The organism is Capnocytophaga felis (assembly GCF_009684755.1).
Classification (GTDB): domain Bacteria; phylum Bacteroidota; class Bacteroidia; order Flavobacteriales; family Flavobacteriaceae; genus Capnocytophaga; species Capnocytophaga felis.
Genome location: NZ_BLBC01000011.1, coordinates 120,180 through 140,376 on the forward strand (window position 1 = coordinate 120,180; position 20,197 = coordinate 140,376).

29 protein-coding genes are annotated in these 20,197 nt (G+C 37.9%); 23 read left to right on the forward strand and 6 right to left on the reverse strand.

The window, feature by feature from the left end; genetic code table 11:
• Nucleotides 1-82: 82 nt before the first annotated feature.
• Nucleotides 83-916, reverse strand: coding sequence for a hypothetical protein (locus GN105_RS09115; protein WP_155285091.1), 834 nt, complete (start codon nucleotides 914-916; stop codon nucleotides 83-85).
• Nucleotides 917-1,016: 100 nt separating this feature from the next.
• Nucleotides 1,017-1,586, reverse strand: a complete 570-nt coding sequence (locus GN105_RS09120) for a Crp/Fnr family transcriptional regulator (RefSeq protein WP_155285092.1) — start codon at nucleotides 1,584-1,586, stop codon at nucleotides 1,017-1,019.
• Between the two features lie 349 nt (nucleotides 1,587-1,935).
• On the opposite strand from GN105_RS09120, the gene GN105_RS09125 reads away from it, so the two are divergent.
• The 4 genes from GN105_RS09125 to GN105_RS09140 all read left to right on the forward strand — a co-directional run bounded on the left by GN105_RS09125 (nucleotide 1,936) and on the right by GN105_RS09140 (nucleotide 4,459).
• On the forward strand, nucleotides 1,936-2,850 hold the full coding sequence (locus GN105_RS09125; RefSeq protein WP_155285093.1) for a cation diffusion facilitator family transporter: 915 nt from the start codon (nucleotides 1,936-1,938) through the stop codon (nucleotides 2,848-2,850).
• A 137-nt stretch (nucleotides 2,851-2,987) separates the two neighbouring features.
• Complete coding sequence (locus tag GN105_RS13120; protein ID WP_227977361.1) at nucleotides 2,988-3,065, forward strand: PoNe immunity protein domain-containing protein; 78 nt, start codon at nucleotides 2,988-2,990, stop codon at nucleotides 3,063-3,065.
• A 20-nt stretch (nucleotides 3,066-3,085) separates the two neighbouring features.
• Nucleotides 3,086-3,508 (forward strand): SMI1/KNR4 family protein, encoded by a 423-nt coding sequence (locus GN105_RS09135; RefSeq protein ID WP_155285094.1) that lies wholly within the window; start codon nucleotides 3,086-3,088, stop codon nucleotides 3,506-3,508.
• Between the two features lie 381 nt (nucleotides 3,509-3,889).
• The gene (locus GN105_RS09140; protein WP_155285095.1) at nucleotides 3,890-4,459 is read left to right on the forward strand and encodes a hypothetical protein; all 570 of its coding nucleotides are present in this window, start codon (nucleotides 3,890-3,892) and stop codon (nucleotides 4,457-4,459) included.
• 556 nt (nucleotides 4,460-5,015) lie between these two features.
• On the opposite strand, the gene GN105_RS09145 is transcribed toward GN105_RS09140, so the two are convergent.
• Nucleotides 5,016-5,846: a S24 family peptidase gene (locus GN105_RS09145; RefSeq protein ID WP_155285096.1), complete on the reverse strand. Its 831-nt coding sequence runs from the start codon at nucleotides 5,844-5,846 to the stop codon at nucleotides 5,016-5,018.
• An 89-nt stretch (nucleotides 5,847-5,935) separates the two neighbouring features.
• Between GN105_RS09145 and GN105_RS09150 the strand changes: the two genes are divergently transcribed.
• Nucleotides 5,936-6,151: a hypothetical protein gene (locus tag GN105_RS09150; RefSeq protein ID WP_155285097.1), complete on the forward strand. Its 216-nt coding sequence runs from the start codon at nucleotides 5,936-5,938 to the stop codon at nucleotides 6,149-6,151.
• Between the two features lie 3 nt (nucleotides 6,152-6,154).
• Entirely contained in the window at nucleotides 6,155-6,577 is a 423-nt protein-coding gene (locus GN105_RS09155) for a hypothetical protein (RefSeq protein ID WP_155285098.1), read from the forward strand.
• On the opposite strand, the gene GN105_RS09160 is transcribed toward GN105_RS09155, so the two are convergent.
• Nucleotides 6,546-6,737 (reverse strand): KTSC domain-containing protein, encoded by a 192-nt coding sequence (locus tag GN105_RS09160; RefSeq protein ID WP_082021027.1) that lies wholly within the window; start codon nucleotides 6,735-6,737, stop codon nucleotides 6,546-6,548. The genes GN105_RS09155 and GN105_RS09160 overlap by 32 nt on opposite strands.
• Nucleotides 6,738-6,910: 173 nt before the next feature.
• On the opposite strand from GN105_RS09160, the gene GN105_RS09165 reads away from it, so the two are divergent.
• The 17 genes from GN105_RS09165 to GN105_RS09245 all read left to right on the forward strand — a co-directional run bounded on the left by GN105_RS09165 (nucleotide 6,911) and on the right by GN105_RS09245 (nucleotide 15,662).
• On the forward strand, nucleotides 6,911-8,980 hold the full coding sequence (locus GN105_RS09165) for a DDE-type integrase/transposase/recombinase (protein WP_155285099.1): 2,070 nt from the start codon (nucleotides 6,911-6,913) through the stop codon (nucleotides 8,978-8,980).
• A 53-nt stretch (nucleotides 8,981-9,033) separates the two neighbouring features.
• On the forward strand, nucleotides 9,034-9,906 hold the full coding sequence (locus GN105_RS09170) for an AAA family ATPase (protein ID WP_155285100.1): 873 nt from the start codon (nucleotides 9,034-9,036) through the stop codon (nucleotides 9,904-9,906).
• Nucleotides 9,907-9,937: 31 nt separating this feature from the next.
• A complete protein-coding gene (locus tag GN105_RS09175) occupies nucleotides 9,938-10,579 on the forward strand; it encodes a P-loop NTPase family protein (RefSeq protein ID WP_155285101.1) in 642 nt (213 codons plus the stop codon).
• A gap of 17 nt (nucleotides 10,580-10,596) precedes the next feature.
• Nucleotides 10,597-10,977 carry a hypothetical protein gene (locus tag GN105_RS09180; RefSeq protein ID WP_155285102.1) on the forward strand — a complete coding sequence of 127 codons (381 nt, stop codon included), beginning with the start codon at nucleotides 10,597-10,599 and terminating at the stop codon, nucleotides 10,975-10,977.
• Entirely contained in the window at nucleotides 10,952-11,152 is a 201-nt protein-coding gene (locus GN105_RS09185) for a hypothetical protein (protein WP_155285103.1), read from the forward strand. Before GN105_RS09180 ends, GN105_RS09185 begins: the two co-directional genes overlap by 26 nt.
• 146 nt (nucleotides 11,153-11,298) lie before the next feature.
• Complete coding sequence (locus GN105_RS09190) at nucleotides 11,299-11,580, forward strand: hypothetical protein (protein ID WP_155285104.1); 282 nt, start codon at nucleotides 11,299-11,301, stop codon at nucleotides 11,578-11,580.
• Between the two features lie 19 nt (nucleotides 11,581-11,599).
• Complete coding sequence (locus tag GN105_RS09195; protein WP_155285105.1) at nucleotides 11,600-11,776, forward strand: hypothetical protein; 177 nt, start codon at nucleotides 11,600-11,602, stop codon at nucleotides 11,774-11,776.
• Nucleotides 11,777-11,786: 10 nt separating this feature from the next.
• Nucleotides 11,787-12,479 (forward strand): DUF3164 family protein, encoded by a 693-nt coding sequence (locus tag GN105_RS09200; protein WP_155285106.1) that lies wholly within the window; start codon nucleotides 11,787-11,789, stop codon nucleotides 12,477-12,479.
• A 13-nt stretch (nucleotides 12,480-12,492) separates the two neighbouring features.
• The gene (locus tag GN105_RS09205; protein WP_155285107.1) at nucleotides 12,493-12,690 is read left to right on the forward strand and encodes a hypothetical protein; all 198 of its coding nucleotides are present in this window, start codon (nucleotides 12,493-12,495) and stop codon (nucleotides 12,688-12,690) included.
• 120 nt (nucleotides 12,691-12,810) lie between these two features.
• A complete protein-coding gene (locus GN105_RS09210; protein WP_155285108.1) occupies nucleotides 12,811-13,032 on the forward strand; it encodes a hypothetical protein in 222 nt (73 codons plus the stop codon).
• Entirely contained in the window at nucleotides 13,029-13,286 is a 258-nt protein-coding gene (locus tag GN105_RS09215; RefSeq protein ID WP_155285109.1) for a hypothetical protein, read from the forward strand. The genes GN105_RS09210 and GN105_RS09215 overlap by 4 nt, the downstream gene beginning before the upstream one ends.
• Complete coding sequence (locus GN105_RS09220; protein ID WP_155285110.1) at nucleotides 13,237-13,662, forward strand: hypothetical protein; 426 nt, start codon at nucleotides 13,237-13,239, stop codon at nucleotides 13,660-13,662. Before GN105_RS09215 ends, GN105_RS09220 begins: the two co-directional genes overlap by 50 nt.
• Entirely contained in the window at nucleotides 13,659-13,841 is a 183-nt protein-coding gene (locus GN105_RS09225; RefSeq protein WP_155285111.1) for a hypothetical protein, read from the forward strand. Before GN105_RS09220 ends, GN105_RS09225 begins: the two co-directional genes overlap by 4 nt.
• Before the next feature lie 17 nt (nucleotides 13,842-13,858).
• The gene (locus GN105_RS09230) at nucleotides 13,859-14,359 is read left to right on the forward strand and encodes a hypothetical protein (protein WP_155285112.1); all 501 of its coding nucleotides are present in this window, start codon (nucleotides 13,859-13,861) and stop codon (nucleotides 14,357-14,359) included.
• A complete protein-coding gene (locus tag GN105_RS09235; protein ID WP_155285113.1) occupies nucleotides 14,356-14,673 on the forward strand; it encodes a hypothetical protein in 318 nt (105 codons plus the stop codon). The genes GN105_RS09230 and GN105_RS09235 overlap by 4 nt, the downstream gene beginning before the upstream one ends.
• 66 nt (nucleotides 14,674-14,739) lie before the next feature.
• Nucleotides 14,740-15,186, forward strand: coding sequence for an LvrA C-terminal domain-related protein (locus tag GN105_RS09240; RefSeq protein ID WP_155285114.1), 447 nt, complete (start codon nucleotides 14,740-14,742; stop codon nucleotides 15,184-15,186).
• 59 nt (nucleotides 15,187-15,245) lie between these two features.
• Entirely contained in the window at nucleotides 15,246-15,662 is a 417-nt protein-coding gene (locus tag GN105_RS09245; protein WP_155285115.1) for a hypothetical protein, read from the forward strand.
• Nucleotides 15,663-15,927: 265 nt separating this feature from the next.
• Here GN105_RS09245 and GN105_RS09250 read toward each other — a convergent pair whose 3' ends face one another.
• Nucleotides 15,928-16,356 carry a hypothetical protein gene (locus GN105_RS09250; protein WP_155285116.1) on the reverse strand — a complete coding sequence of 143 codons (429 nt, stop codon included), beginning with the start codon at nucleotides 16,354-16,356 and terminating at the stop codon, nucleotides 15,928-15,930.
• A gap of 1 nt (nucleotide 16,357) precedes the next feature.
• Nucleotides 16,358-20,101: a phage tail family protein gene (locus GN105_RS09255; protein ID WP_155285117.1), complete on the reverse strand. Its 3,744-nt coding sequence runs from the start codon at nucleotides 20,099-20,101 to the stop codon at nucleotides 16,358-16,360.
• Between the last annotated feature and the right edge of the window lie 96 nt (nucleotides 20,102-20,197).

A 20,197-nucleotide genomic window follows, 5' to 3' on the forward strand; every position in this document is an offset into this window, starting at 1 on the left:
ATTCAAAGCCTAAAGTTTTATAGTGTTTTTTTAACTTTCCATTATAACAAAAGTGTTGTGCATTTGCATTATATAGTCATTATTATGGAAAATCTCGTTGTGGTGAGTCATAGTGTCCTGATATCATTCGATAATAGCGTTCAAAGTCACCTTCATTATACTTTGATCCTGTTTCTAAATTATAATAATGAGTGTAGTTATCTTCTCGTAATTCGATTATTATTTCTCCATTAGGAAGACGAATAATATTTGCGTTTTCTCCAGTACTGTAATTCAATTTGAATACTTGTATTATTTTATCTTTTTCAAATAATAGTTCATTTAATTCTGCTATTTGTTTGCGAGAATTACTATATTGTTGTTCAAAGTTTTTCATTTCGGTTGAGGCGATTTCTTTTTGTTTTTCAAGTTCCTCTCTCAATTTGGAAAGAAGTTCTTCATATCTTTCTTTTTCTTTATCTAAATTTGTCTCTAGTTCTCTTATTTTACTTTGAAGAGTTTCGACCATTTTGTTGTGATTGTTTCTTTCTCTAAAATCAGTCTTTGCTTCTTCCAATTTGATTTCTTCAATAGCCAATTCTCTTTGATTTTCAATAGATTGTTTTTGTTTGTTTATTAAAATACTGTTTCTCTTAATTAGTGGATATTTTAATAAAACATCAACTAATAGGTTTAAATAAGGTAAAGCTAAAACATAAAAAATGGTTGAAAAAATAGGATAAACAAATAGAAAACAAATGCTAGAAAAATTACTCTGAATATATTCTATTTTTTCTTCAATTATTTTTGGAGAAAAAATTATAAATAATATAGGTTTCCAATTAAATATAATCCAAGATGTTAAAAAGGCTCCAATAATAGGATTTTTGACTCTTTCTTCTGTTGTTCTAAATAAAGATTGTATAAACTCTTTCATATTATTTGATTATATTATGATTTTGCAAAAGTACAAACTGCCTTTGTTTTAACTATGTGTAAGTGGTTTATTTTCAGCGTTATGGATGTAAAATAAAAAATCACTTCAATTTCCTAATTCTGCTTAAAGTAGAATCAGTGATGCCTAAGAAACTGGCGATGTATTTCAGAGGTACTTCGTGAATGGTTTTGGGTTTTTCGTGTATGAGTTTTTGATAGCGTTGTTCGGCACTAAGGGTTTTCAAATCCAGCATTCGGGTTTCGGAGAGAAAGAGTTCGCGTGTCATCCAGTAGCGTCCCCATTCACGAAAGGAGGGCATTGTATGATAAAGTTCTTGCACCGTATCCCAATGGAAACGCCAGATTTTACAATCGGTAACCGTTTCCAAAAATTCGGGCGAGGGCATTCTGCCAAAAAAAGAAAGCGTTTCTATGGCTAATTCATTTTCAAAGAAAAGTCGGGTGGTGATTTCTTTGTTGTCTGAATCAAAGGTGTAGGTACGCATTACGCCTTTTTCGATGATATAATTTTCATTGGAGATTTCGCCTTGTTTTAAGATGATAGTCCCCTTAGGAACTTCCCAATATTGGTGTTTTTGGGCAAGTATGTTGAGTTCTTCAGTAGTAAGTTCCGAAGGCTGATAAAAGTTTGTAAATAAAGAAATATCCATTTTTTAACGCTTAAATATTGTTGAAAGTGCTTGTAAAGACCAGTTTTGGGACATAAAAAACCGCTTTGTAAAGCTCTAAAATAACAAAAATATCTTTTTTTAAGAAAAAACAAAATTTTTATTCTCTATAAAAGTTTGCGAACTAAAGACTTTCGTTGTAAATAGTTGAAAATTATACCTATACAGTTATATCGTAAATAAGAGTGTCTTTTCAATGATAAAATATGTTTCTTATCTTATTTATATCTGCTTATTTCCACTTGTTTAACGTGATTTGTAATCCGAAAAACAGTACCTTTGCAGAGAGAAACAAAAACCGATTGAAACAACAAACTAAAAATTTAAAGCAATGGAACATTCACACGAAGGACACAGTCATAGCGTGGCGAGTTTGGAGAACATCAACCGAGCTTTTTATATCGGTATCGGGCTGAATTTAGTGTACACGATTATTGAATTTGTAGTAGGTTTCCGCATAAATTCCTTGGCACTGATTTCGGATGCGAGTCACAACCTGAGCGATGTTGCCAGTTTGGTCATTTCGCTTGTCGGACTGAAATTAACGCAGAAAGCAGCCACGTATTCATTCACTTACGGATACAAAAAAGCCTCTATTCTGGCATCGCTCATCAATGCGGTACTGTTGGTATATATCGCCGTGAAAATCATCGTTGAGGTTATCGAACGCTTTGACGAACCGCCCGAAATGACGGGTGATATGATTATTGTAACAGCTACTATCGGGGTTATTATCAATGCCTTATCGGCTTTTCTTTTCTACAAAGGACAAAAGCACGATATCAATGTAAAAGGAGCTTTTTTGCATCTGTTGGTAGATGCTTTGGTATCGGTCGGGGTGATTGTATCGGGGGTAATTATCCATTTCACGGGTTGGGACATTGCCGACGTGCTGACGAGTTTGGTCGTTGCGGTGGTAATTTTGATTTCCACTTGGAATTTGCTTTCCGAAAGTGTGAAACTTATTCTTGATGGCGTTCCTCAGAGCATAAAAGTGGATAAAATAAAGCAACTTATAGCGCAACACCCGAAAATTTGTTCGGTACATCACATTCACATTTGGGCATTGAGTAGCTTGGAAAATGCACTTACGGCACATTTAGTGGTTGAGGACGATATTACTTTTGAAGAAATTGACACAATAAAAAAAGAAATTAAACATACTCTTCAACACGAACATATCGGACACGCTACCTTTGAAATAGAACTTTCAAAAATGAAATGCAAGTGTGGTGATTGTCATTGATAGAGTGAGCATAATATTCGAAGTGCTGAAAAGGAAAAGCTAAGATATTTTTAATAGAAGGAAACCTACAGACAGCCTACGATAGCCACAAAACAGATTTTTATTCTGTATATTATTGGGCTTGAGAAGTTGCTGCCATCGTAAAAATTTTGAAGTTGGATGACAGTGCTTTTAAAGACAATCCCTACTACCCTTACGATATAGAGTATTGCTAGGATAAATTAAAATAATATTTATGGAATTTTTACAAACAGAACAAAAGCTTACATTAGCTGATATTGATAATTTTGAAATGAAAATCGGACTAAAACTTCCGCAGGATTTTAAAGAACACTATCTAAAATTCAACGGAGGCTATCCTTCTTTCGAATATGTAAAAGGGGTAAGAAATGTTTTTACGATAAATAGTTTTGATTCAATTAAATACGGAATACTCCCCATAGAAAAACTAATAGATGACTTTAAAGAGAGTGGTGTAGATTTTAATAATAAAATTCCTTTTGCAAATGATAATGGCGATAATATCTTCTTAATTTCATTAGATGACTCAGATTATGGCAAGGTTTATATCATTGAATCGGAATTTTTGGAAGATAAGAATTTTATTTTAGTTTCTGAGTCTTTTACGGATTTTATGAATTCTTTTTTTAATGAATGATTTTTTTGAATAATACCATCAAAAAGTTTATAACTTTGATATTGTGGTAATGAAAACTATTATGTAGGCAAAGATGATTTGGTGCATAATGGGTACAAAGAAGCATTAGATAATATCGACTTTAAAGACAATACTTATCACCTTCAATACGGAACATTTAGACAAAAATTCTGTTAAATTTGTCATCGAAAATGTAGAAAAAATCAAACAAGAAATCAAAATTATTTTTTTTAGGCGGATTTGTTGTATATCATAGCTTATTTTCAATTTTTTAATAAAATAGGATAGAAAATGAACGTGATTTTGTATTTTTGAAATTGAATTCGTCCTGGCTTTTTGAAAACAAACAAGGAATTTCAATTTATGAGATGCGTTTTGACTATGCAAAATAATGATTATAAGCGTTTTGCTAATCAAATTGAGAGTCTTCTGCCAAAAATAAGAGACAAATACGGCGTTATTTGGTCTTTGGAGGCGAGGTCTTTGAGTGCTTTGCTTCATTACTATAATACATTAGGAAATGATGAAAAAGTCTCCGAATTAGAAAAAGAAATTCTAAATTTTGTCCAAATCCATCGAAATTTAAAATTTGAAATTGACGACTATAAAATATTGGTTTTCTTTATCTCGGATATGCTAAACATATATGGTTTTCATCATTTGTCGCATCGTATTCAAGAAAAATATGTTTTTAAAGAATCGCCAAGTATTTTATGGGAAAATGGGTATGAAGAAGCCGTTAAAATAGTAAAGAGCTTGACCTTATTTTATCAGGAAGATTATACGGAGTCAAAAAAAATATTTCAAACCATCGATGTAAATAAATTAAATTTTGATTTCAAAAAATATTTTAAGATTCAATATCTTCTATTGGCTTTGGGTTTTTGTCCTCAAAATAACAACACAAAACGCCATAAAATCAGAAAGCAATTTAAGGGGGTTAAAATGTAATGTACAAAAAGATATAATATAAAAAAGGCCGAAAAAGCCTTAAAAATAAGGGAGTTACAACCAAAAAAGCCCGAAAATGAAAACAAAACCAAATGTACAACAATTACTATTAACTACCATTTAATTACCATTTAAAAAGCCCAAAATTACCATATAATTTGCTGTAACTACTATTACGGAGTACAAAGGTACTAAAAACTACCATAAACCCAGTAAAACAAGCCCTTTTGGGGCTTTTTTTATGCCCAAACACTACTACTTTTGGACCCGCCAACCGACCATTTGCGTGACCTCACGAAAATGATAACTACTACCCCTAAAAACAGGTGTTTTTACGTTTGGGCGTACCTTTGGGCATACTTTTTAACCATTTTATACCCTTATTAAAATAGGGGTGCAGATACAATAAAGGGGCATTACCTATATGTTTTTAAGAATTGTAAGGGGGGTATAACCATTTGAAAAATGTGATTTATGTATGTAAAGTATTGATTTTTAATAATTTATTCATATACAATTGATTGTTATATAGGGATTATACCCATAATGGTACGTTTTATTTTACAATAATAGTTGGGGGTTGAGTTGTTAAACGCTGTAATTGTTGCTGTTGAGTAGCCATTTCCTCACGTATTTTCAGCATTTCTATTTCAAGGTCAGCTATTTTTTGATAATTGGTTGCTGGGTCCAAGAACTCAAAGGAAAGATGCATCTTACATTCCCACACTTCCTTTATATCTTGCACATTGACAGAAATATGAGGATAATCCCTATTATCTGACTTGCAATACAATGATTCATACTCCTTAAGGCGATTGATAACCCGTTTTACAATGATTCCTTCCGTGCTTGTAACAACCACATATATCCTATTATCAGACATTTGTTCCCAATTCTCAACAAACTCCCCCACCACATAGCTATTATTCTGCAAAGTAGGATACATTGAATGCCCACCCACTTGAAACATACGATACGTACCATTACGTAAAGTCGGAACACTATACGTTGGTAGCTTTTCGATATATTCAGGGTCGCCGTAGCCATTCAAATATCCTGCTTGTGCTTTAATTAGTACCAACGGAATTCGGTCGTTATCAGCATCATCAACCACTACCACTTTGGGCATTAGGTCTCTACCTTTCACTTTTGTTGGAGTAATGATTTCGACGGGAGGATGTATTTCGTTTTTAAATATATCTCCCTCTCCTGTAAGAAGCCAAATAGGGTTTATGTCAGAATAAGATGAGAGTATTTTCTCTATTTTAGAGACTCCAACATCTTTTACCTTATCCAAAAAACCATTAGAAAGCCCTGTGTCTCTATAAAAGATACTTTTGTTTATACCTTTCAACTCTATGATTTTCAATATTCTGTCAACAACCATAAAATAATTTTTAGATTTTATACTATTTTTATTTGTTTATTTAGAGTATTTACTCTAATTTTGTCCCATCAAACAATACAAAAAGGACGATGTGCAAAGGTAAGAATAAAAAATACAAGTACAATCAAAGTATTATAAATGAATTGTCTAAAAGTTACGGCGTTACGGTTGATTTTGTCCGCAAGGCGTTGGCAGGCGACCGAGTAAGTAATACAGCCGAAGACATTAAACGAGACTATTACAAAGCCGAAAGGGCTGTAAATGAAGTAACTAAAGTAGTATTAAATAATGTTATAAATCAATAAGGTATGAAAAAAATAGAAAGAAAGAAAGATTTACAAATAGGGCATTGTTACAGAACTACGCAAGATTATTTTAAGGTAGATAGTATAGTGAACGGAGAACCTTACGGGAGTACTTACGACATCTATGAGCCTACTCCTGTAGTTGTAACTCATTACTCTTTGTCTCTTTACGTTGAAGAGATAGGCTGTATAGAGATAAGTGAGGAGGAGTACGAAGAAACGCTACAAAGGATGATTATCAATAATCAAGATACTACTCAAATAGACGATGTAGCAAAAGAATTGGAACGGCTAAAATATCACGAAGCCACTACCGTAGGGCTTTGGGCGATAGACAGGGACCCTAAGGAAGTACCTTACAATTGGATTGTAAAAACTGCATTTCAGATAGAGGCTACTCGTACCTTCCCCGAATGTAAGTGTTGAAATAGCTGCCTTTTGAGGAGGCTCTCAATAAGCCTCTGAAAATACTCTCAGGAACTCCATAATAAACATAGGTATATCCTGAATTGAATTTAATAAAAAGTTGCTTGGTAAGTGGATTGTAATCCACTGCTCTTATCACAGAAGACCTAACAGAAATCATATCACTAATTTTTAAATTTTTGACGAGGCAAACCTAACGAAGTGGTTCGCCGAACACCACTAAAAAATAAACGTTAGGTGAGGCAAATTTAGTGAAAATCCTGAAAAGCATACACCCCGAGGCAGGTACGGGGCAGGAACAAAGTTTAAAAACCATTTAAAGAGGGTTTAAAAATGTTTGAATATGTAGAAAATATATTATGCGTCTCGGCTTCGTGGCTTTACGGAGATGGTGAAATAATGTCTAAACCAAACTACGATAAAATGGTTCGCAACAACAAAATAAAACGCATTGGCGTTGCGGGGCAAGGACGTATGGTTTGGATTGTGTATGCCTCACTTCCCGAGCGGTTTAAATCCAAAATAGAGCAAAACCACAATCCGTATAAAGAGGTTAAAACCCTTGTTTTCGAGGACTATATCAAACCCGATTACGATGCCGAACGCTTTTTTGAGCAATACCTGTTGGAGGACGAAGATGGCACGGAACACCTACCCGCCGACCGCATCCGAGAGTACAGCGACAACGCCAAAATACTCAACGCTTGCCACTTTATCGCAACGAATGTAGTGGTGCAACGCAAGTTCGGAGGCCGCAAGGAAATGTGGCAAAAAATGGCGGAAATTATCCAACAATTGCCGTCAAAGGAATACAAACACAAACTGCCGAGCAATTACCGCGATTTAAAGGCTAAAACAATGGCGTTTAAAGAAATAAAAACCTGCAAACGCTACCCGACCAAAGGCTACGAGGGGTTGATACACAGCGGATTTATGAATAAAGTAGCCGCTAAACTCGTAGGGGTTTCGGCAGAATGGACACTCGCCCGCTGGTGCAATCAAGTGAATGTGTGCGTAAGTCTTTCGCAACTCCACGCCGAATACAACGACAAAGCCGTTGCCGAAGGTTGGAAACTCATCAAAAACGAAAAAACGTTCTATAACTTTCTGTATGCCGAAGATGTGCAACCGCTGTGGTGGGGGCATCGGTACGGCGAACTTTCGTACAAGGAAAAATTTGGGTTTCAGCACAAAACCAAAATGCCCACAATGCGGGACAGCCTTTGGTACTCCGACGGTACGAAGCTCAATTACTACTATTTGGACGAAAACGGCAATATGGCAACCTGCCAAGTATATGAAGTGATGGACGCATATAGCGAGGTGCTTTTAGGCTATCACATTAGCAAAACGGAGGATTACGAAGCCCAATATCGAGCCTTTAAAATGGCGGTACAAACGGCAGGATTTCGCCCATATCAAATAGCCCACGATAACCAAGGCGGACACAAAAAACTCAAAACTGGCGATTTTTTAAGCAAAATAGCCCAAGTGCAAACCGCTACTAAGCCCTACAACGGAAAATCAAAAACGATAGAAAGTGCCTTCGGGCGATTTCAAGACGGATTTTTAAAACGTGATTGGTTCTTTACAGGAATGAACATCACGGCAAAAACGCAGGAAAGCAAGGTAAATATGGAATTTATCCTCGCCAACAAACAAAGCCTGCCTACGCTGGACGAAATCAAAGAGCGATACGCCCAACGCCGTAGGGAATGGAACGAAGCTCCGCACCCCAAAACAGGCAAACCACGCATTGAAATGTATTTGGAAAGCCAAAATGCGGAAACAAAGAAAGTGGAGATTTGGGATATGGTTTCGCTGTTTTGGATTACGAGAAAAGAACCGATTACCTGCGATGCTTACGGAATTTCGTTTCAAGAGAAAAAAGTCAAATACGACTATATGGTATATACACAGAAAGGGTTGCCCAATGTGGATTGGCTTGAAAAGAATATCGGCAAAAAGTTCGTTATCAAGTTCGACCCCGATAATATGGAGCTGATTTACTTATACGAGGACACGCCTTTGGGTCTGAAATTAGTAAACGGTGCGGAAATTAAGAAAGAAGTACAACGTAACATTCAGGAGCAGGACACTTTCGACGCTCAATACATCCGCCAAGTACAGCAACTCACGGACGAAAAACGCATCACACGCCGAGACGAAACCGAGGAATTGTTAGAAAAATACGGAATGACCGCCCAGCAACAAGGATTGAATTTACCGAATATCAAGGGGATTGAACGCAAACGGAAAACGCCCAACGGCAAAAAATCCCAACAAAATGACGATTTTGGAAAATATCAAAAAGTAATGAACAACACCGATTGGGACGACGAAATGGAGCTTGTATCCATAGAACAACCCCGAAAAAGAACCAAAATAAGCGGTTTAATATAGCGGATAGCTTCCGCAATGAAAAAAGAGACGTTTAATTTCAAAAATACAAAAATATGACAACGCAGGAAAAACAACAGATAGCCAATGAATTAAAAGTGTTTTGCGACCGTAAAGGAAGCCAACGCAAAGGAGCGAACTCATTAAAAGGCGTTTCGGAAGCTACCGTAACGCACATATTGACCAACAAATGGGATAAAATCGCTGACCGAATGTGGCGGGGCGTAAAGGCTCAATTGGAAATTTCCCGTAGGGATTGGGTTTGCGTGGAAACCTCTATTTATCAGACCTTAACGGAGCTGATAGAAGATGCCCAAGACAACAGCCAAGTACACGCTATTGTCGCCTCAGCAGGAACGGGCAAAACGCAAACAATGAAGCTATACACCGAAAACCACCCCAACGCCTTTATGGTGCAATGCAATGAGTTTTGGAACAAAAAAGCCTTTATGGCGGAATTGCTTTCGGCAATGGGGCGAAAAAGTGGCGGAATGACCATACACGAGATGGTGTATGAAGCCGTAAAATATTTAAAATCAATTGAAAACCCCGTGATTTTGCTGGACGAGTTCGACAAAGTGAATGACCAGATTTTGTACTTCTTTATCACGTTTTACAACTTATTGGAGGACGATTGTGCCATTATTTTGTGTGCAACGGAATTTTTGCAAAAACGCATTGAGCGGGGCGAAAAACTCAACAAAAAAGGCTATCGGGAAATTTACAGCCGTTTGGGCAGAAAGTTTGTCGATTTGGGCGACATTACCCAGCAGGATTGTATTTTGATTTGTGCCAACAACGGCATTACCGACAAGCAGGACATCAAAAGCGTTTGGCAGGAATGCAACGGCGATTTACGACGTGTGAAAAAGAAAATACACACCTTGAAGCTCGAACGCATTGAAGCCATTGAAACCGAAACGACTTAATCCCTAACCACTAACCCCTAATAACTGAACAATGGCACAGGCTTATACACCCAAACAAGCAATAAATAAAAAATTCAAACTACTACCTTTTGAGGGGGCTTGGAAGGACTTTGTCGGTTGCCCCGCACGAGGGTTCTCTGCTATTATTTGGGGAGCTTCGTCCAGCGGAAAATCATCGTTAGCAATGCAGTGGGTAAGGTACTTAACTGAGTTCGGAAAAGTAGCTTACAATTCTTTGGAGGAGGGCTTTTCGCATACAATGCAAATGAACCTCAAACGTAACTATATGGACAGTGTGGAAGGGAAATTCCTGCTGATAGACAATGAACCTTTTGATGAACTTTTGGAACGAATGGAAAAACATAAATCGCCCGACTTCCTAATCATTGATTCCGTGCAATATATGCAAACCGACAAAGAGGAATACAAAAAGTTAAAACGATTGATGAAAGATAAGAACAAAGGCTTAATCCTCATCAGCCAAGCCAATGGCAAGGAACCCAAAGGCGAGCTGGCAGATTTTGTTCGCTACGACGTGGATTTGAAAATACGGGTTGAGGGCTATAAAGCCTTTCCGGCAGGGCGAATGAACGGTGGAGGCAGTCCGTTTGTGATTTACCCGCAAAAAGCCGCCGAATATTGGGGCGACGTAAAGCAAGACGATAACGAATAACCTTTAAATCTATAAAAATGACAACCATAGCAAAACAAACCACCTTCCGCCACAAATTGGCGTACTATGCAGAATTGAGCTATTTGCAATACGAGAATCTTCGGCATCAGTACTTTTTGGATTGGTGCGGAAAAATAGCACATCAAAAGTACATTCCGCTCAAATGGCTATCAAAAAATGACTACCTCAAAAATTGGTTTGATGACCAATGGGTGGCATTAGTTGAGGGAGGAATAAAAAGGCAGTACAATACCGAATTAGATGCGGGTATTTTTGATAAAGACGATGTGCTGCTGATGTTAGATACCTTTTACCTTGACTTGCAATATTTCCCGAAAATTTTAATCGAAAAAATAATCAAAGCACAAAAATATGAAAACCAAGAAAGTAACCCGTGAGTATTTGGAACACAAAATCAATTGCATCAATACCGACCTTATGAATTTCCATCACGAAACTAAAGAACTTCAACAACTGGAAGCCATTCGCAATCAATACGTTGAAAAGTTTATCGAAATGGAAAAATATGATTTACAAACCATTGAAATTGAATGCTATGAAAGTAACTCGTAAAGAACTGCAAACACAAGCATTGCAACTTGAAATGAAAATTGCGGAATGTGTAAATGAAAAGGAACGTGAGGCGTTGGAAGTGGAGCTTTACCAGCTCTAACACCTTCTCTTAAAAATGAATAAAAGTTTTTTAAATGAGATAGAAAATGAGCCGATTAATTGAATACATAGACGTTTTAAAGTTAGACAATTTTCTGCAAACTCTAACATTTGAAGAACGCCTACAACTGAGCCAATACCGAGCGGGACGCACTGACAGTGTTCCCCAAAAAGTAGAAAAACTCCAACGATGGATTGACAAATCTCGCTGGAAATCACCCGAACTGAAAATATCGCAAGATAGAGAGGTTTTGTGGTTTGATTTGGAGAAACAGATATTTCAACCACTCAAAAATCATCCGTTGTACAAACAAAGAGTTTACATATAAATTTACAAAAACGAATACTATGTCAGAAAATTGGTTATATCACGAAAATGACATCAAAAGACATCAGGAGGCGTTGAAATTCTTTGAAAAACACAAAGAAGAATTACAGAAACGCCCTGTAAAGAGAGTTCCAATGGGATTTTCGTACGAACGAGAAAAGATGAAAAAAAAGAGCAATAAATTAATTAACAAATAATAATTTAACAATGAGCAATATAGATTTATCGCAACTATCGGCACAGGAGCTACAAGCCGAATTGCAAAAACGACAAGACGCACAGGCGGAAAACCGCAAAGCCTACAAAGATTTGGTAAACAAGAACTTGTTCGGGATTGTCGAACAACTGAAATTACTTTCAGACGATATTAGTAAGAAAAAACTATTTATCTTTCAATCGCTTAAAACTTTTTTAGATTTAAAAAACGAAGTGTACGAAGTCAAAGGCGAGCAACAGAGCCACACTTTTTCCGATGATGATGGCAACACCATCACCTACGGTTTCCGAACCATTGACAACTGGGATGACACCGTGAACGCAGACGTTGAGAAAGTACGAGACTTTATCAGTTCACTGGCGAAAGATGACAATTCCGCTAAGCTGGTGGACGTGATTAATCGACTGCTTCGCAAGGATGCCAAAGGCAACCTCAAAGCTTCCCGAGTGCTGGAGCTGAACAAAATAGCGGAAGAATTTAACTCGCCCGAGTTTACCGATGCTGTGAAAATCATCGCACAAGCGTACAAGCCTCAACAGTCGGCATTTTTCGTAGATGCGAGCTATACGGACGCACAAGGCAAAAAGGTAAGTATTCCGCTCAATATTTCGGCGGTAGATTTTCCAGAGGGTACAAACATAGCAGACTTGTTTCCCGTTCACGAGAAATACAATAACCTTTAAAAACGAATAGAAAATGGAAATAAAAGAAAAAGTATTAGAAATAATGAATAAAACGATTGCCCACTTAAAGGCAATACGAAAATTGCAGGATGAAAGTGAGCGTATGCAACAAGAACTTGGGGAAGAATTGGAGCAACTTTTATATAAAGATAAAGAAGTTCAAGAACTTTCAGTAGAAATGGGAGAATTAATTAACGAAGTAGGGTTTTAAAATGGAAACAAACGAATAACACGCCGACTAAGGCACTATCAGAAACCTGAGAATGGTATCCGCACTGGCAGGCATCGGGGTTCGAGCCCCCGAGCGGAGCTAATTTTAAAAAGATTTGAAATGGCAACAAAAACAGGTAAAATGTTAAAGAAATTGGAAGATTTGTGTCTTGCCCGAGATTGGAACTTCAGTGTGTCTTGGCAACGAATTACAGGATATACAGTTGAAATTTATACTGGCTATATTGAAAATTATAATGGGATTTATTACGACGAAGCTTCGTCATTGTATAAAGTGATAAAGAAAGGAGTGCAATTCATCGAAAAACGACAAAGAGAATGACAATAGGAGAAAAACTAAAAATAATAGATGAGATAGTCCCAAAAGAAGACGCAAGTATTGAACATTTAGGAGGTCAATCAATCAAAATCACTCGCAAATGTGGTTGTACCTTAGTGGAACACTTCTTAGACAATCAGTCTGTTATTCAAACAATGACAATGGAAAAGCGTTTTTTTGTTGAATTATGTAAAGAACACAAGAACTATGATAACCACAGACCAAATCAAAACCATTCAAACAATTTTTTCAAGTAAGAAAAAATTAGACAGAGACGAGCGTTTAGCCTACATCTCGGGCTTTTTTCAGCAAGATATTAAAAGCCTTAAAGATTTAACCAAAATACAGGCAATACACCTCACACGGCATTTGAACGGCGAAGAAACGAAACAATTTCAGATTTACGCCTATTTCGACACTCAAAACCCGCAACACCGAGCCTTACTTGCCCGATGCCACGAGTTGGGTTGGGTGCAAGATGATAATCCCAACTTTGTGGACTTGAACCGTCTCGGGGCTTGGCTGATAAGTAAACGTTCGCCCGTGAAAAAGGCACTTCAGGATATGAGCCATAAGGAGGTCAGCAAGGTGATTTTCGCTATTGAAAATATGATAAAAGGAAAATACCAATGAACAACGAAGCAATTAACGGTGAACAATTAAACAATGAACCCAAGGAGGATACAACGCCTGTCTGTTTGCACGAAAATACGCACGTGCTAACGATTGGTTGGTATGCCACCTGCGAAGTTACAGCAATTTTCTGTAAAGACTGCGGAAAACAACTCAGCGAGGAACAATGGGACTGCTAATTTAAAACTAATTAGTAATGATGATAATGACACGAAGTGCGTACGAGTTTTGGAAAGGAAAAAAAGCCCCGCCTGAGGTACATTCTTTTGAAAAAAATATTTTAGGACAATGGACGACAATCACGTGGCAAGAGGTTTTTCAAAAGCGTAAGGCAAAGCAAGATAAAAATTTATCCTTTAAACGTGATTTATACGAAAAAACAACACCCTGCTATGTTTGGGTTTTTCATAACCAAAATCGGTTTCCTTTTGGCGGTTGGTACGTTTATGTTGTAACCAAAAACAAGGAATTTGCGTTGAATTTCAGACCTCAATCGAATTACAAAGATATTCTTTTAGAAGTGATGAATTTATTTCCTTGTGGTGTACTTCCGTTGCACGAAAATTTCACATTGTGGTGTGAGGCATTTTGTAGGCAGTTTCCTAAAAAATCAAAAAAACGCCCAACCGAAGGGGCTAAAATCTGTTACGCAGAGTTAGATAAATATAATTACCTTAAAAAAGTTATCACAAAATGAAAATCAGTATTAAAATAAGCAAAGACGGCTTGGATAGTCTGAATTTTGTACTTCAAAAGTCAAGTCTTGTACGGTCAATTACAAGAGAAGAACGCACTAACAAAAGCATCTTGGAGGAGGTTGCCAGAAAAGTATATCTGATGCACGGCAATTTTACGGGCAATAAGCCTAAAAAGTTTAACTTAAAATACCATCAGGCATCAGTATTGGAATATTGGCTTAGAAGTATTTTACCTTCTGTTAGTATGATTAACAATGATTACTATTTACAAATCCACAAGATAGCCAACGAATTACATCAAGAATTGGTTTAAAATATCCCCCGCCCTTCGGGCTTCCCCCTTCAAAGGGGGATTAAGGGGAGTGTAAAATTGAAAAATATGGAACAACTAACCACCTACCGAGTGATGGGCAAACAAACGGCAATTTCGTTCATTTTTAAATACGATTTAAATGGTGAATTAAAAGTATTTGAAATCGTGGGCGAACCACTCAATGAAGCTCAGAAAGGTTGGCTTTTCGGGGCGTACCGCTTTCCCATTGATGAAGAAAAAATCATACTTTGGACAAAAATGCCCGAGTTTATCGCCAAATTTAAAGTAGAAAAAATCCCTGCTGACTTGAGTTTCGACCGACTATGGGAAGCCTATAACTACAAAATGGGCAAAAAAGATGCACTCAAAGTCTTTAACAAACTCAAAGAGGCGGAAATAATTAAAGTCTTTTTGTCGCTAAAAGGCTACGAAGCTCACCTCAAACGCACCGGACAAGCCAAAGCCTACTTGGCTACGTATATTAACAAGGAATATTACAATAATGAGTACTAACGCTTGGATTTTTCAAGTATTTTTTTTTACTTTCGCCGAATAATCATAATTTTTTAACAATGAAAAGAATACTACTATTATTTGTAGCACTTACTCTTGCGGTGGGGTGCTCCAAAAATGACGAAAATTCACAAAAGGAAAAGGTTACACTTGAAATTCAGTTGCGACCTTCAAAAAATGGTTTAACCGTGAGCCCTGTATACTTGTTTTACAGAACCGCTGAAACGGAGAAAGTTATGAATAGCGGAAAGTATGAGTTTGATTTTAAACGGGAGGGCTTTGTTGAATTATCAACGGGAAAACTTGTGAAATATCACGACAAACAAGAAGTTAATGCCAACGGACTTGTTATTTTTCACAATGTTCCAAAAGACTACGTTTATTTTGGTGTTCGGTATTCTTCAACATCCGGAGAAGTGTCATTCGGTGAATTACTTAACCTTAATGAGAAGACAAAATACGATTTTTCCAAATAAAAAACATTTATTAATTTTGCCGTAATGAATACTACGGCAACACATAACAGGAAAGCGTACCGCAATGAAAAATTGTCGGCACGCTTTTATTTTTATAACAATCTCATAGGGTTGAAATTCTCCCGTTGCCTGCAACTTCTTGAACGAGAATTTGACATTTCAGAAAGTACAATTTTAGACATCATTGCCGAAAACAATCATATCATTGCACACCTTGAACGCAAACAATTTTCCGCCAATGATTTGAAAAAAATATACCCGTATTTTAGCTGGCAGTATAATCTTCAAACGCCGTTGCAAACTGCAACTCAACTGTGTTTAGCCCTCTGAGGTTGCGGAATTGCACGCCCGTACACTCGAACGGATAAAACTGCTCACTTTCAAAACCTTGCATTTTTTTATAAATTTCTTCAGCTAAGTCTAAGAATTGCAATCCTGTACTTTGCATCGGTTCGGGGGCGTGGCTGTTGGTTTCGCCCATTGTAGGATAAACGAGGGTAAGACTAAACGAAGCCTGTACACGCTGAGTATTCTCTCCCAAATCCTTACAATTTAACGAGTTAACATTTATCAATACCGCAGGGTATGCCAATGGTGGCATTTCCTGTTGTAGTTGTCCGGTATTCAAATCTACCCACTTGATAGCAGGTATTTGCTTTAAAGCGTCTAAAATGGTTAAGTATAATTGTTTCATATTAAAGTATTTTTGTTTCTGAATTGTTTGTGATGCGGTATATGCCGTCAGGAGTTATTTTTATGCCTTTGGTTTGCTCGCCAAAATGAGTTAATGTCTTTTCACTGAGAACAATGTCATTGCAAGTCATTTTTACTTTCCGTTCTGTGTAGAAGTTTGTCAAATCTTGATATACTCTTCCTATAAGTTCAAACACATCTGTTTTTAAAGTAGCCCCAAAAGAAGTCAATCCTGTACTTATTTGTTTAATCAATCCCGTTTGAGATATGTCAAAGTCTCCAATTTTCCCACTTGTAGCTGTAATTTTACCCGTGATTTCCGCATTGGTAGCATAGAGTTTCCCATTATCCAACACTCTGAAAGGAGCATTTGCCCTGTTGGCAAAACTACTTCCCGCCCAAAAACGTACATCTGTGCCGGAAAGCCCCGTACCATTAATCCCTGCATTGCCACCTAATGAATTTCCGACCATTACCGCTCCCGTAGCCACCGTGTTTCCGTTGATTTTTGTATCGTTGAGAAAATCTGTTTTCTCTGAAAGTCGTTGTGTTACGGCTTTAATGTTCCGGTCTTCTGCTTCAAGTAGGCGTTTGGCATTTTCAAGGGCTGTTTCCAAGTCGGTACGGACATTGGCAGCGTATAACTCAGCATCTTCATAAGCGGGAGACCAATCAGAAGATTTATTATTTTTTTCAACTTTTGGCTTACCAACTTTCACTGAGGTTGCAGAAAATTGAACATACGCTCCTAATTGAGAAATAGTTTGTATCTCTTTATCGTGAACTATTATTGTATTCGAAAAACGCTCTTTAATTGATTTTCCTATATCAGAGCTACTTATATTCTTCCAAGCATTTATCCATTGTCTGGTACCATCTGTGAATAAAATATTGAACTCAATGCCTACACGTCTTCCTCCTATAACATTATTGACTTCTAAGTCGAAAGATAGTGTAACAGGCTTACCCCTCAAATCCTTAGAAAAATCAGCGGAAAAAGGAAGCAATTTGTATTCTGATGTTATTTCAAAATTACTTCCTAATACGTAATTTCTATTCGTAATCTGCAACTCATTTACTTTCTGCTCAGCAAATGTTTTAGCTTCTTGTAACTTTTGCGTAGCATTAGCAATTTGTCGTTGCTCGGATTCGGATACTTTACCGTCAGCATGAGCAATGGCGAGGGTTTTGACAAGCTCAGATTGTTGATTCGAATAATTTTGGTTTGCCGCACTCGCTTCGTTGATGGCTTGTTGCCGTGCTTGTTGCTCGGCAGCGATTTGATTTTGCAAATCCTCAGGAGCGGGCGAATAATCTACTGTTTTATTCCCTTTTTTAAGTTGAATTTTTTCTATATGAGCCACTCCTGACCCGCCTTGCCCGACTTCTTGAAAAACACAAATTCCCGTCCAAGTATAGTAAGGATTAACGACAATTTCATTGTATCCGTTAGTTAGCCATAATATGGACTGTCTTGCCTGTCCTTGAATATCTCTGAAATAGCACCATAGAGGCGTATTCCCTTCTGAAAAACAAGAAAAAATATATTCTTTTCCTACCTCCATAGGCTCAGAGAAATCCCAATACAACCCCATATATCCGTTGAGAGTCCTTTTTTCTTTTGATTTTAAAATCAAATTCTTAACTCCCACCTGCAAATCATTTACTTTTTGCTCCGAAAACGCTTTCACCCTATTCTCCAAGCTAAGTAAATCAGGGCTGATACTTTGCTTAATTTGGTTGATGTTACCGTCGGTAATGTGTAAGTTTCCAACAATGTTAATGCGGTCGTGCAACAACTCAATATAATGATTGCCACTGGGCGGGGCAATGCGTCCGGTGGTGATTTCAAACGGATTGATTTGCGTAAAGCCGTGCGACATCCGAATGCGACGTTGCCCGTTTTCCACACTTCCCAAATACCCTGCCTCAAAATGGTAGAAAGCTACATCGCTATCTACTGCAATTTTCTCGGGCGACACAAAAACAGAGGCATTTGAGCCGATACGCTGTGCCTTGATATAGATGTAGTTAAAGCCCGCAGAAATACCCGTTTGCGTATTGGCAGCAATTTGCCATTCACGAGGGTGTTCTTCCAATGTGAGATGCACGATTTTTCCTTGCGTATTGCGTACAGTGGTAGCATTTTCCACCGAAATAACCACGTCAGGCAGGGCAAACTGTTGCATCCGTGAACCTACACTTAATAGTTTGGTTTCAATGGAAAGCGGTTTGATTTTCTCCGTGTTAAAATAGCCCTCACCGTCAAACACATTTTCGGATATTTCCTGCCCAAAACGATACGCCCGCAGTGCCATTTCAGCGTTGAATTTGTCGGCTTGTACCAAAGCGGTTTTGGCTTTTTCCTCCTCAAAATATTCCCGAACGATGTACGCAATTTCAGCACGTTCAGCAACTTCAAACTGCACATTGTACGGATTCTGCAAATCTTTGGTAAGACGAATTACCCGTAAATTATCATCTAAATTAAAGTCCGTATCCACCGCCCGAATGGTCGAACCTAAGGCGATATTCACGTTTTGTGCCTTGAAATATAACGGGTCAGTTACCATTGCATAAATCACCCGCTGACAGCTGTTTTCGTCCAAATATTGTTGTGTCTTTTGTTGGAGTTCTCGTTCGGCGTTGGTAACGTAACTTTCGGGCATTATCAAATCCGTAAGTACGTAGCGGTCGCCAATAGCAGGACGCAACGTATCGCTCGGAACTTCAATGGCTTTTTCATCTTGGTTTTTCAGCAAAGTAAAGGTTTTGGTCGCCGAATCGTAGCCGTATTGTTTGACCTCAAAAGTGTATCCCGCCAATTGCCCTGTGTTGAACGTAACCTTGACAGGCACGCCATTAATAAGGTATTTGGTATTGCCATTTTCTCGTTCGTTAAGGTCGAAATCCATTCCGCTGTCGGTAAACTGCAACGGATTGGCGGGATTTACAGCCGTAACCGTTCCCAACCTGTGCGGAAACACATCAAAGGTTTGTGAGCCTTCAATAATGCCGTAGATGTCCGTGTTTTTTTCCAAATACGGAACATTCATTCGGAGTTTGGATTGCCCACCCCGATAGTCTCCCGCAATGTTTTTTTCCGAACCAAAAGCATACAGACGAGTAACTACATTGCTCCCGTCCAACGTCTGCCGAGTGAGTGATTTTAGTCCTTTGGCTTTGCCGTATTCAAAGGAATACCCGCTAACAGATTTGCGTTCGGTTAGGTGTATAGATTTATCTCCATCTACCCAATATTCCAACTTAAATTCTTGGGCGATTTTTGATAGGACAGCCAAGCAGTTTTCAGCCGAGAAACCAAGCTGTTTGGCTTCGGTTTCGTCCACCGTGCCAAGCGACCAACCTTGCCCCGTACGGTTGGCGTTTTTTACTAATAAATCCAACATCGTACGAGCGTTTCCCATAATGTGAAACTCCGACAGATTTAATACATTTTGAGTATCGGGGAACAGATACTGCACCTTACCCAATTCGTATTTTATGCCTTGAAATTCCAGTGAATAACGGAACTCCCGAGAGCTGATTTTCTCTACTTGTGGTTCGGTGGATAAGTAATATATGTTGCCGTACACTTCCACCGTGTCGCCCGCTTGGAAGTGAATGTAATTTTTGAGCGAAAAAGTCATTGTTACGATTTCTTCGCCCATTACACCTGCCTGTAATTGCCCCTCAGGACGAATTGTGGCGATAATGCTGTTGTTGCGTTTGATTATGTATTTCATTGTTATTTAGTAATTAGAGGTTAGGGGTTAGCAATTAGAGGTTAGTAGTTAGTGTATAGATGTTAATTCTATCCGCTAATTGCTAACCACTATTCA